The sequence below is a fragment of the Achromobacter sp. ES-001 genome (assembly GCF_019448355.1).
Classification (GTDB): Bacteria; Pseudomonadota; Gammaproteobacteria; order Burkholderiales; family Burkholderiaceae_B; genus Achromobacter; species Achromobacter spanius_B.
Genome location: NZ_CP079940.1, coordinates 2,086,500 through 2,097,330, shown reverse-complemented (window position 1 = coordinate 2,097,330; position 10,831 = coordinate 2,086,500). Strand labels below are relative to the sequence as shown.

At 59.8% G+C, this 10,831-nt stretch carries 16 protein-coding genes; 1 reads left to right on the top strand and 15 read right to left on the bottom strand.

Annotated elements, in window-relative coordinates; genetic code table 11:
• Nucleotides 1–3 precede the first annotated feature (3 nt).
• Genes KYT87_RS09485 through KYT87_RS09460 form a run of 6 tightly spaced genes read right to left on the bottom strand, consistent with a single transcriptional unit; the run spans nucleotide 4 to nucleotide 5,718 of the window.
• Complete coding sequence (locus KYT87_RS09485; protein ID WP_219992093.1) at nucleotides 4–1,242, bottom strand: hypothetical protein; 1,239 nt, start codon at nucleotides 1,240–1,242, stop codon at nucleotides 4–6.
• A gap of 2 nt (nucleotides 1,243–1,244) precedes the next feature.
• Nucleotides 1,245–2,099: a phage minor head protein gene (locus tag KYT87_RS09480; protein ID WP_219992092.1), complete on the bottom strand. Its 855-nt coding sequence runs from the start codon at nucleotides 2,097–2,099 to the stop codon at nucleotides 1,245–1,247.
• A gap of 43 nt (nucleotides 2,100–2,142) precedes the next feature.
• On the bottom strand, nucleotides 2,143–3,501 hold the full coding sequence (locus KYT87_RS09475; RefSeq protein ID WP_219992091.1) for a DUF1073 domain-containing protein: 1,359 nt from the start codon (nucleotides 3,499–3,501) through the stop codon (nucleotides 2,143–2,145).
• 2 nt (nucleotides 3,502–3,503) lie between these two features.
• On the bottom strand, nucleotides 3,504–3,701 hold the full coding sequence (locus KYT87_RS09470; protein ID WP_219992090.1) for a hypothetical protein: 198 nt from the start codon (nucleotides 3,699–3,701) through the stop codon (nucleotides 3,504–3,506).
• Nucleotides 3,702–5,165, bottom strand: a complete 1,464-nt coding sequence (locus tag KYT87_RS09465) for a hypothetical protein (protein WP_219992089.1) — start codon at nucleotides 5,163–5,165, stop codon at nucleotides 3,702–3,704.
• A complete protein-coding gene (locus KYT87_RS09460; protein ID WP_219992088.1) occupies nucleotides 5,152–5,718 on the bottom strand; it encodes a terminase small subunit in 567 nt (188 codons plus the stop codon). Before KYT87_RS09460 ends, KYT87_RS09465 begins: the two co-directional genes overlap by 14 nt.
• 42 nt (nucleotides 5,719–5,760) lie before the next feature.
• Here KYT87_RS09460 and KYT87_RS09455 point away from each other — a divergent pair, with 42 nt between their 5' ends.
• Nucleotides 5,761–6,834 carry a putative phage abortive infection protein gene (locus KYT87_RS09455; RefSeq protein WP_219992087.1) on the top strand — a complete coding sequence of 358 codons (1,074 nt, stop codon included), beginning with the start codon at nucleotides 5,761–5,763 and terminating at the stop codon, nucleotides 6,832–6,834.
• Nucleotides 6,835–6,862: 28 nt separating this feature from the next.
• Here KYT87_RS09455 and KYT87_RS09450 read toward each other — a convergent pair whose 3' ends face one another.
• From KYT87_RS09450 to KYT87_RS09410, 9 genes are all read right to left on the bottom strand, one after another.
• Nucleotides 6,863–7,156, bottom strand: a complete 294-nt coding sequence (locus KYT87_RS09450; RefSeq protein ID WP_219992086.1) for a hypothetical protein — start codon at nucleotides 7,154–7,156, stop codon at nucleotides 6,863–6,865.
• On the bottom strand, nucleotides 7,153–7,545 hold the full coding sequence (locus KYT87_RS09445; RefSeq protein WP_219992085.1) for a hypothetical protein: 393 nt from the start codon (nucleotides 7,543–7,545) through the stop codon (nucleotides 7,153–7,155). The genes KYT87_RS09450 and KYT87_RS09445 overlap by 4 nt, the downstream gene beginning before the upstream one ends.
• Nucleotides 7,538–7,744 carry a hypothetical protein gene (locus tag KYT87_RS09440; RefSeq protein WP_219992084.1) on the bottom strand — a complete coding sequence of 69 codons (207 nt, stop codon included), beginning with the start codon at nucleotides 7,742–7,744 and terminating at the stop codon, nucleotides 7,538–7,540. Before KYT87_RS09440 ends, KYT87_RS09445 begins: the two co-directional genes overlap by 8 nt.
• 133 nt (nucleotides 7,745–7,877) lie before the next feature.
• Nucleotides 7,878–8,012, bottom strand: coding sequence for a hypothetical protein (locus KYT87_RS29750; RefSeq protein WP_255594033.1), 135 nt, complete (start codon nucleotides 8,010–8,012; stop codon nucleotides 7,878–7,880).
• Nucleotides 8,013–8,239: 227 nt separating this feature from the next.
• Complete coding sequence (locus KYT87_RS09430) at nucleotides 8,240–8,404, bottom strand: hypothetical protein (RefSeq protein WP_219992082.1); 165 nt, start codon at nucleotides 8,402–8,404, stop codon at nucleotides 8,240–8,242.
• Entirely contained in the window at nucleotides 8,401–9,153 is a 753-nt protein-coding gene (locus KYT87_RS09425; protein WP_219992081.1) for an ATP-binding protein, read from the bottom strand. Before KYT87_RS09425 ends, KYT87_RS09430 begins: the two co-directional genes overlap by 4 nt.
• Nucleotides 9,140–9,952: a hypothetical protein gene (locus tag KYT87_RS09420; protein WP_219992080.1), complete on the bottom strand. Its 813-nt coding sequence runs from the start codon at nucleotides 9,950–9,952 to the stop codon at nucleotides 9,140–9,142. The genes KYT87_RS09425 and KYT87_RS09420 overlap by 14 nt, the downstream gene beginning before the upstream one ends.
• Nucleotides 9,952–10,311, bottom strand: a complete 360-nt coding sequence (locus KYT87_RS09415; RefSeq protein ID WP_219992079.1) for a Ref family recombination enhancement nuclease — start codon at nucleotides 10,309–10,311, stop codon at nucleotides 9,952–9,954. The genes KYT87_RS09420 and KYT87_RS09415 overlap by 1 nt, the downstream gene beginning before the upstream one ends.
• Nucleotides 10,308–10,829: a DUF1367 family protein gene (locus tag KYT87_RS09410; RefSeq protein WP_219992078.1), complete on the bottom strand. Its 522-nt coding sequence runs from the start codon at nucleotides 10,827–10,829 to the stop codon at nucleotides 10,308–10,310. Before KYT87_RS09410 ends, KYT87_RS09415 begins: the two co-directional genes overlap by 4 nt.
• Nucleotides 10,830–10,831: the final 2 nt, after the last annotated feature.

The following is a 10,831-nucleotide window of genomic DNA, read 5'->3' as shown; positions in this document are numbered from 1 at the left end:
TCCTTAGTCCGGGACTTCGTCAAAGCGCGGCTTGCCGGAATCGGCAACCTGGCCGTTGGTGATCGGCGCCGCGGTGCCCAGCACCTTGAACATCGCGTCCAAGGACTCGCCGGACAGCGCATTGGCGACGATGTCACCATGCACGGCGGCCACGGCCTTGCGCTTGTCAGCTTCCTCGGCCTTGGCGTTGGCAGTCAGTGCGTCAGACAAAGCCTTGTGATTGGTCTCCAAGCCCTCAACCTTGGCGGTCAGCGGCTTGAGTTGTTCCGCCACGTTGGCGGCGACGGCTTTGCTGATATCGGTGGTCAGCTCGGCCTTTTCTTCAGCGGTCAGAGGCATATTGCCCTCCAGAGTGTTATCAGGCCGAGCCTGATGGTTGAAAATTCGTTTGACGCTGTTCACCACGGCGGTGACCCAGGATTCCTTCCTGACGACTAGAGATCCGACATCATCGAAGACGATCGTTCCGCCTTCGGTGGCATAGCCATAGACTTCGGCCACGTCGCCGTTACGCACCAGTACCGCCTGTGTGTCGGTGAAATCGGCTACCCAGACGTACTCCTCTGCGCCAGGGGCAAAGCGGGCCTTGGCGGCCGCCTGGATGCGGTTCTCGCGCTCGCGGAAGGACTCACCCACCAGCGCGCCTGCATTCGCTTGGACCGGCACAGCCTGGTCAGCGTTGACCATCAGGCCCACGCCCTGCTCGGGTGTGGCGGCGCCTGGCTCGTCAAGCAGGATGGCGTCGTGGTCAATACCGTGGATCTTGGCGGTCCATTCATAGCCGTCGGCGTTGACGGCCGGCTCACGCTCCAGGAAGACGGCGACGCTGGTATGCACCGGCTCACCCTCCCCTTTCTCAAGCTGCTCTACGCGCTCAATCACGCGCCGGCCGCCCTCCGTGTTCTGCGCGACCTCCACGTCAATCCACTTTTCGGTGTAGACGCGGTTGCCGACCAGCTTCGTATTGCGGTTCCAGGCACCGATATGCCCCAGGTTGATGCCCTCGGGAGAGAAGGCGGACACAAACGCGCCGTTCACGGTGGGGTGACCCAGCGGGGCCAACGTGCCTTCGAGCTTCTTGTAATTCGCAACGATCTGATCTTTCGGGTACAGGCCGCCGTTCATGACCACGTCAAACGGCATCGTGTAGCTCGGGATTACGATGTGCTCGCGGCCGTTGTGCTGTTCGCGGCGGATGGACTTGCTGTTGACCTGCGTGCGGATGTTTACCTGCATCGGCATGGCTATTCCTTGTCATCGGCCCAGGGGCCGTTGCCTTTGTCTTTCATCACTTGGTAGTTCTTACGCGCCCGGTCGACGATGGCCGGCACGAGCGGCTCGCCCTTCTCGTCCACCAGGACCGATACTTGGCTGCACTTGCAGTTGATGGCGTTGGCATCGCGCGCGTACCAATCGCGGGTTTCTTCGCTCGTGAAGAGCTTCGCGTGACGGCGGGCATGAGTCAGGCGAGTAGTCGGGCTAAGCGCGGACATGTGCATCAGCTTCGCCTGGGTGCCGTAGTCTTCCTGGGCCTGGTCTTGCTCGTCCCAGCGCGCACGGCGTAGGGCCATGGGCACTTCAGTACGTGCGATGCGGTGGCCCCGGCGGGCTTCTATGCCCGTCTGCTCGGTCAAATTCCTGGCGATGTCGCGCGGGTTCAAGCCCCGGCCGATACCGTCTGACAGGATGCGGGACATGTCCGCCTTGACCTGACCGGAGAGACCTTTCATTTCCTCAAACTGGCGCGCTCGTACCAGGGACAGACGCGCCTGATATGGCTCGGATCTGAGCAACGCTGGCAGAGAGTCACGCCCCGCCTTGTAGGCCGGCGACTGCTGGCCAAGGTTGGCGAACTCCTGCGCTGTGCCGCGCTGGTAAGCCACCCCCACATACGACTCAAACAGCCATAGATTGCGTTCCCCGCCTTCCAGCAGGATCTGGTCAACTAGGCGGTCTGTGTCAGCGAAGATCGACGACAACAGCGCCTGATCCAGCCTGAACGTATAGCGCTTGTTCACAACCGGCTCGGCCGGAATGCGGGCCAGCGCCTCAACGTATCCATTCCGAATCCGCCGCATCCGCCGGTCAAAATCCTTCATGGCGCCCCGCTCCAGCCGATCTACCCCTGTCGGGTCTGCCTGATTACTCGGCAGGATTGGTGATCGGGCCATCGTCGTCCTCATCTGGCAATGGCTCGTCGTCCAGAGCGTCGTAGCCGGCGGCCTCGCGGATCTCGTCCGTCGTGAAAACCTCGGCGCCGGATGCCTGGGCAGTCTGGTTGATCTCGCTCATCGCCTTGGCGTTACCCAGCTTGTCGGCCTGGGTCGCTTCGGTCAGGTCGTCCCACATCACCGTACATTCGGATATGGACTTGACCAATCCAATGCGCGTCAGGTGCTCCACCAGGTCGTGGATTTCCATCCCCAGGTCGGCACGCCGCGACTGGCACCGGGCATTGAAGTATTTCTGGTCTTCCGAACTGGCGCGCTCGCCGGTCTGCATACCGACCAGTATCTTGCTGGGGATATCGAGTGCGGCGCCGGCCGTTTGCAGGTTTACGTTGTACGTCGGGCCGGGGTCGGCAACGGCGGTAACCAGCGGGTTGACCGTGGCGCCCTGCGTGACCAGCAGAGCGTCGTTGCCTCGATTGACCTCACGGGCCGCCTCATTGAAGCGGGCCTGCAATTGGTCCAGCGACACACCATAGGCCTGGGCGATGCTGCCCAGGTCTACGTCCTTGTCATAGTTGACCGAAAGCTGGCGCGAGGCGTTCTTCAGGAAGGATTCACCCGATCCGCCTTCAACCTTTTCCAGGCTGACGAAGGCGTTGTAAGCGGGTTCCAGGAAGCCGATGGCGTCGCATGAGGCGTCGCCCAAGATGAAAACGCGGTCGGGGTGGATATCCACCTTGCGCCCAGCATTCCCTTCCATTCCGTACTCGGTGTACTGCCACTTGGTGACAGCCCCGTATCCCTCATCCTGGGCGTTGGTGTTGAATCCGGCCGGCTTGAGGCTACCCGCCCAAGTCGGGATCATCTTGACCAGCTGCGAGCCCTTGCGCTTGATGGGCTCATCCCAGCGGCCGCTGTCGCGCACTTGCAGCAGCAGGCCCGAGTATCGACCTACGAGACGGCGCTTGTCCGCCTCGGCCACAGAGCGCCAGAACTTCGGCGTAAAGACTTGCTTGTTTCCACGTTCCCAAGCCGTCTCGCCGGTCGCGTTGTCCTGGTCGTCGCCCTCGATCACCCAGGGGTTCGTCTTCCAGCATGCGGACGTAATCTTTCCAATGGCGCCGTGCGCAATACCGCCGCGGCGATACAGCGCGTAGAAGTCGGAAAACCCGATCTCTTCGGGGAAGCCGTACTCACACCAAGCCTGGGGCCGCTTGTTGTCGACCCCCGAGCCGCCCAGCAATCCCATGCGGGCGCGCGCGATCTGCGCTTGGCTCAGTGCGGCATTCACCGCCAACTGAAGCTGCGCGCTGTTGTTCGTGTCTGACATGCTCATTCCGATTTGAGAATCAGGCCGGGCCTGTCGTCGTGACGCACCAGCTCAACACTCGATTGATCCGGATCGCGCCAGACGGCAGTACCCTCGGGCCCGGCATTCTCGACAGCCACCGTGCGCGCGCACGAGACGCACTTCGCCCGCACGATCATGGACTTGCCACTCTCGCGCTGCGTGACCTTGAAAATTGCCATTTACCGTCCTGGGAGAAGCATGCCGATAGGCTTAGCGCCACCGAGCTCTGTGAGTGCGTAGACCATTGCGTCCAGCCTGTCGGGGGATTTCTTCGCCGTGGCCGGGACGTATTCCATAAGTTGGTTCTCAAGTAGGTAGAGGCTGCCTTGATGGGCAACCCTCCCCTGCTCGTACAGCGCCGATATGGGCTCGGCCCGGGCGTACTTGCCTTTGCTGGCATGCACGCGAACGATGCGACCTTTGAAACCCGCATTGCGCAAAGTCTCTTCGGCCATGTCGCCGCCCTGGTTCGTCTCTATGACGATGGCGTCGGCGCGGTGCTGCTCGTAGGCGCCCATGGCTTTGGTTGCCCAGCCGTTAGGGGAGAACTTGCCGCTGTAGTCGCCGTCGACCGAGTATTGCTTGGCATCACCAGCACCGTAGGAGCTGGCAACCACAATGCCGGTTTCGTCGCTCTCGTCGCTGTTCGTTGCCTGCGGGTCGATTGCCACCACAGTGCGATTCCGATCATGCCGAATCTGGAGCGCGTGCGCCGCGGCGATCAACGCCTCAGTCCACAAAGCGCCCTCGGCATTGAACCGGCGGGGCCGCTGCATGTACTGCGCTTCGGCAGTCCGCCGGTGGGCAAAGAGCGCCGTCCGGTGGGTTTCGTTGTGCTTGTAGGGCCATAGCCACCCGTCAGGCAGGCCGTGCGCAATCGGTATACCGTGCGTGTTCTCGCTCGGGTAAGGATCGCTGTTGTTGATGATCACCGGGAGATTCAGGTGGTGCCACTTTTCGCCTGACCCGCCCCGCAGGAGGTATCCGCTGAGATCCTGATAGTGGATGCGCTGCATGATGACGATCATCGGCGTCGTCTCGATCGCCAAGCGGGACTTGATCGTCTCGTTGAAGCGGTCGTTGATGCCGCCCCGCACCGTATCGCTATATGCGTCGTCCGGCTTGACCGGATCGTCGATGATCAGCGCGCCTTGCCAGCCCGGCTCCATGTGGCCGGCCCGGAAGCCCGTGACCTGGCCAGCAGCCGACGAGGCGTACACGCCGCCGCCATGCTCCGTCCACCACATGGCCTTACTGTCGGCGTCGTCCTTCAGCGCCATCGGCCACATTGCCTGGTAGGCCTGCGACTTGATGACACCGCGCGCCGTGCTGGAGTTCAGCAGCGCCAGGTTGTGCGAGTACGACAGATGCATGAACCGAGCGCGATTGTTCAGCGCCAGACCGCGCCCGATCAAGTTGATCGTCGCAAGCTCTGTCTTGGTGTACCCGGGCGGGATATTGATGATCAGCCGCTTTATTTCGCCGCTTACCACCCGGTCCAGCGTGTCCTGGATAACCTTATGGTGCGGGGCAACGATCATCTTGTTGCCCATGCGCTGCTTGAAGAAGTACCGGGCGAAGTACAGCCCATCTTCCTCACACTCTAGGCGTCGGGCATAGTCACGCTGGTCAGCAGTCGTCATTCGCCAGCATCTCGCGGCGGGCCTGGCGGTATTCCTCTTTGGACAGTGTGGCAAATTCCATCGGCCCGCCGTTCTTGCCCATGTGTTCCACCTGATCGCGGAACGCCCTTACGCCCACATGGCGCCCAAGCAGCTCAAGGTTCTTCACCTTGTCCGGCCACTTGATCTTCTTCAAGATGCCGATCATTCCCCGCTCTTCGCCGCGGCCCTCGAACATCTCGCCGAGGTCAAAGCCGGATAGATACCGGCGCCACACCAGGGGCCACTCAGACACCGGCTTGAGCGACATGTCCTCGCGCATGATGTCCAGGACGTCCATCTGGTCGATCTCTACCAAGCGGCGAAGGACGTAATCGGCGTCCACCTGGACTCGGCTCGACCGTTTCGCCTGCGAATCTTGGACGGCCTGGGAAACCTCAACATTCCTCAACAGGCGTTCGCCCTGGGATGAGGCAGTCTTCGCGCTATACCCCGCCCTTATCGCCGCTTGCGTGGCGTTGAGGTCAACGAGGTACTCATCCACGAAGCAGCGCTGTTTGTTTGTCAGCGCCATATCAAATATATTCCACGCGTTACATTAAATTACGAGGCAAGTATGAGCGTCGCAGAATCCCGACTCGATCAAGAAGCAGAAGAGCGAAAGAAGGCTTGGTTAGCCGCTAGAAAGAAGGCTATGCGTTGGATGAAGATTTGCGTAAGCGTGCCGGCTATAGTCGCCGCAATTGCTTACTTCACTTATAGATCCAAGTTTGACGGCGCCCTGTCAGCAAAGCACGATGATTGGGGCCAGCTCGGCGATTTCTTTGGTGGCCTGCTCAACCCAGTCGTCGGTGTTGTGACGTTGATACTGCTGCTTAGAACATTGATGTCGCAGCAGGATGCGATATGGATGCAAAGTGAAGAACTGGCTCTCCAAAGGCGCGAACTGAAGCTACAACGCGAGGAAACCACCAAATCTACTGCCGCCCTCGACGCGCAGCATAAGGCGATTGTTCAGCAGAACATGGAGCAATCGCTGTTTACTTGGCTCAATAGCTACAAGGCTCTAGTTAGAGAATTCTCGGCACCAAAAAAAACAGAGCGGGGCACCGCACTCTTGGAGAAAATCGTCGAAACATTCTCGGACACGATTGCTTTCGATCAAAATTTCACACGGGGTTTTAACTGGCCTTGGCTTCTCAACCCAGGCCCCGGAGCGATTCAATTAGTCCACAAAGGCGACGTCAAGACTATAAAGAACTTCATCGAAGCTTTGCGCAGGGCGAAGTTGATCTATCAAGATGAGTTCCGGCAACATGAAAGCGAACTAGGCGCGATGTTGCGAACCTTGTACCGACTGCTGTCATGGATTGACAAAGCAGAATTGGACGACGAGGCTGTCCGCTGGGATTACATGGCAATCGTTCGAGCCCAACTATCGCAATCCGAGCTGATCCTTATCGCCTATAACGGCATTTTTCACGAGCGACTTGCCGCACTAGCCAACAAATACGCACTTTTTGATAACCTAAATGTGTCAGACGACAACCTTCTCTGGTCGTTCAAAAATGCGTTCGGCACTGAAAAGTTTAATCAGGAGGACACAGGCCAGGTGTTGGAAAACTGGCCTTACCTGCCGGAAGCGTTCGATTCGGACAAAGCAAAGCCCAAACTTGTACCGAAAATTTGACCAAATTCGTGTCATAACGAGCAGAACTTTAAGGCGCAAGTTCCCGCACGTATTGTGATGGTTTCTGAAATGCTTTTCCAGAAGCTGATGTTATGGTTTCCCACCAATATTCGACATGGACGCGGCTTTCTGCTTCATCGCGGGTGCTGGCTATCTGCCCGGATTCCTCCAGCGCAACCAGGACGCGCCACACGCCGGTACGCACCACGGCGCGCTGGCGCTGATCGGCTCTAGGCGCCACGTGGTTGATGATCTGCCTCATCTTGAACCGGCGCCCGGGGAAAGCGCCCAGCAGATCGATAACTTCGTGTGCGTACTTCATTCGAACATCCTCCAAACCTTCTGCTTGAAACTGCCCAGCGCCACCTTGTAGTAAGGCAGGGCGATTCCGATCACGCGGCACGCCTTGTCCTGGCGAAGGTGCGCGGGCAAGTCGCCATACTCATTGCGGCGCGTGTATTCCGCCTGGATCACGCGCTGTTCCGCCAGAGGCAACGCCTCATAGAGGCGGTTCACCTTGCGCGCGCGGTCATGGTTCACGGGAATGCGCGGGGGCTCGTCGTCATCCTCGTGGCCTGGCTCCGCGGGGAAGGCGCATACGGCCGGCTCGTCATGCACCGGTCGACCGGGACCGGGCCACTCCCCCTCCCATTGCGAGCGCGCCCAGTTATGGATCTCGTCCTCAACCCACCGCGGCAAGCTGCTATCCATTGACCACCTCGTACCGGCTGCACTTCTTGCCGTAGGGCTTGCCCTTCAAGCAACGCGTGATTGTGTCGCCGATGAAAGGAGTTTCGATGGTCTTGGCATGCGCGCAGCCCTCGCACGATCGTTTCAGGGCGGCCTGCTGGCGGCTCATCACCACCAGCATCGGATCGCGCAACTCCCACCGTTGGAGATCCGCCGTCATTCCAGCCACCCACGGCGATGGACCCATGCCATATACGCCGACTCGAATGTCGCGCGTGGGCTGGGCCCAACCGCAGCGCACCAGACCAACCACATGCCGCCTTCTAAGCGGGCGCGGGGTTTCTCGATGATCGTCATAGCGTCACCTGTTCGATAGTTACGCGGACCATGCCGCCCTTGGCCTTTCCCCGAATCTCGGCCGGCGCGAAATGGAAGCCTCGGTCATTCATGCCGATAGCGTCCGCGATGCCGTCAGTCGCGGCTTTCATCCGCGCTGCCAAGTTGTCGCGGTCATAAGCACGCGCATCTGGCGGGAAGAACTCGTACGCGAGACGGACTGCCAGGAATTGACTGAATCCGTCTGCTTTGGAAAGCGCTGAGCGGGCGAGCAACCGCGCAGCGGTTCTATAGCGCTTCTTCGCTTGGGAAACCGGCGCCCAGTGGCCCCTATGATTCGGGCTCAGTTCCTTGGGGGGCCAGGGTAAGTCGACAACTATCATTGCCCCTCCCCCGCGTTCAACCCAATCCCGAGCGCACGCTTGGCCATGGACAAGACGGTCATCGAGTAGCGGCGGCCTCCTGGCCGCTCGTTCTCGCGTAAGATCCTCAAGGCCCAGCGCCGTTCGTTCGGCACCGAAGAAAAATCAGGCAACTCAATCATGCTTGCCTCCGATAGCTGGGCCAGTCGAATACCACCATTCGGCCACCACCTTCACGCAGGCGATCAATAACTCGTTCGCCCAAGTACTCGGTCAGTGGCTCCTTCGCCAAATTGCTAATGACAATCGTTGGCTTCAGAGCCTGATAGCGGCCGTTGATCACTTCGAACAGGTACATCTTTTCGGTTTCGCTGCCGAACTGCACACCGACCTCGTCCAAGACCAAAAGGTCGGGCTCGACCAAGTTTTGGATTGCTTCCGCCTCGGTGAACTCCGAACCTTTCCGATAGGTGTCCTTGATCGATCGAACGGCGCCGATGACCGACGTGAACACTGCGACACGGTCCTGTTTAATGACTGCGTGGCACACCCCGACAGCCAAATGAGTTTTGCCAGCTCCCACCCCGCCGCAGAAGACAATGCTCTGGCCGGTCTTTAGGCATTCATCGAAGCCGTCTGCGAAGCTCTTTGCCACAGCCAGAGCCTTCTTCGGCCCTTCCGCGTGCGGCACAAAGTTATCCAACGTCCTGTCGGCGAACCGCGGCGGGATTGCAGCGCGACCCAGCAACTCGTTGGCGCGGCGTTGGCGCAACTCCAACATCCATTTGGCATGCGCCTCGCTGGCCTCGCGCTCTTGCTGCTGCTTAATACAAGCGGGGCAGCCGGACGTATGACCCATGTATGTTATGGCCGTGTATTCCCCGTGCTGCTCGCAGCGCTGGGCGGACTGCTCGGTTTTAAAACGTGCCATCGGCTGCGACCCCGGCGTGATAGTCCTGCTGGCTGAAGTTTCCATGCGCTGTCGCTCCGTTCGGTTTCGTTCGGGTTTGAGTTCGGGGCGGGAACAGCCCCTGATATCCGCTTGCAATGCTGTTGGCGATTACGGTGCTGGGCGGGTGCCCTTCCGCGCGCAGGTCGGCAAGCTGTTTAATCTGGAGCTTTGCGGCCTCTTGCGTCACCGGCTTCTTGCGGGCTTTTCGGTCAGCAACCCAGCCTTGCCAGGCTTCGCGGTCAAGCCATTCCGGCAGATCGATCGCAGACGCGTCGAACCCGTTCCCCCGCTTGCGGGGGTTAGGGGGTGTTTGTTTTTCTTCTTTATCTTTATCTTCTTCTTTATCTTTATCTGTCGTGACTTCGCGTGACTCTGCGTGACTCGTGCGTGACTCGTCCCCGGAGGCTGCTTGCCGTTCCCGTTCGCGCTGGTCGCGCTTCCGCTCAGCGGCAGACTTGGCGCGGGTTTCAGGGTTGCCAACGTCTTCCTTCTTGGGCTGGCGCTTTTCCCATCCCGTAAGCCGTTCACCGTCCATAACGCGGCCCTGCATCGCATCAAGGACAGCTTTAATATCAGCCTCAGTCACGTCCAATGCGCTCGCAATGTCTTCCGCCGTGACATCCGCGTGACCTCGCGTGACGTTGCGTGACGCATCAGTCATGACATGCAAGGCCACGGACAAGACAAGCGAAATTGACTGGCCGGAAGCCCGCGCGATCGTTCTCCACTTGGGATCGTTCGGCATGTCGTGCCAGAGTCGGAACCATTCATTCGCCATTACGCAACCTCCAACATCCCTGCGGCGCGCAATGCGCCGTCAGGAACATCTAACCCTTGTGCCTGTAGCTGCTCAATGCACCAGACCAATAAATCGGACTGACGGCCATACCGCGCTTCAAATCGGGCTTTCCACGGGTGAACGGCAATGCGGCCACGCGCGCCGGTCCCGTCTTGGTGGTTCCCCGCGGACAGCGGCAGCACCAGCCAATGCGCGTTGGGCTTCGTGCGCCCGTCGATGTGATGAATGGAGCAATGGCCGTCAAAGAAACCGTCCATACGGGACGCCACGCAGCCAATGTTTGTGACCAGCAGATCCCAGAATCGCTTCTGTTCCGCCGTGGGGTTACGGCCTTTCATTCGCCGAATCCTTGCAAGACAAGTTCCAGCATTTCGCTGGCGCGCGCGGCCGGCAGATGCGGCCACATAGTTTTCTGTGCGTGGGCAGTTCTCAGGAAGGCAATAGCGTCGTCGTGGAACTGCTCCATGTCGGCCTGCTCCAGCTTTGCGTAGCTGATAGAGCGCGGCACGGGAATCACGCCGCCCTTCGGGCCCGGGTACCAGTCCACGAAGCCGCTACCGACCTTCAGCCAGTCCCTGAATGCCTTGAAGTCTTCGAAGCGGTCCTGTACTTCGAACAGAACAGTCTCCATCTTCATGTGCTTGCGGTGGTACCAGCCGAGACGTTCCTTGTGCGTCGTGATGGACATCATTTCGCCCGGCTGCAGCCTCACGATCTGATTCCACAGCCGGCGCCATTGCTTGCGGCCGCGCTCACCCAGGCCATCGACCATGCCGAAGATAATTCGGCGCGCGGCTTCCTTTTCCTGTTCGGAGGCTTGGGCGGGTTGCTGACGAACCAAAGTGATATCGGCCATGA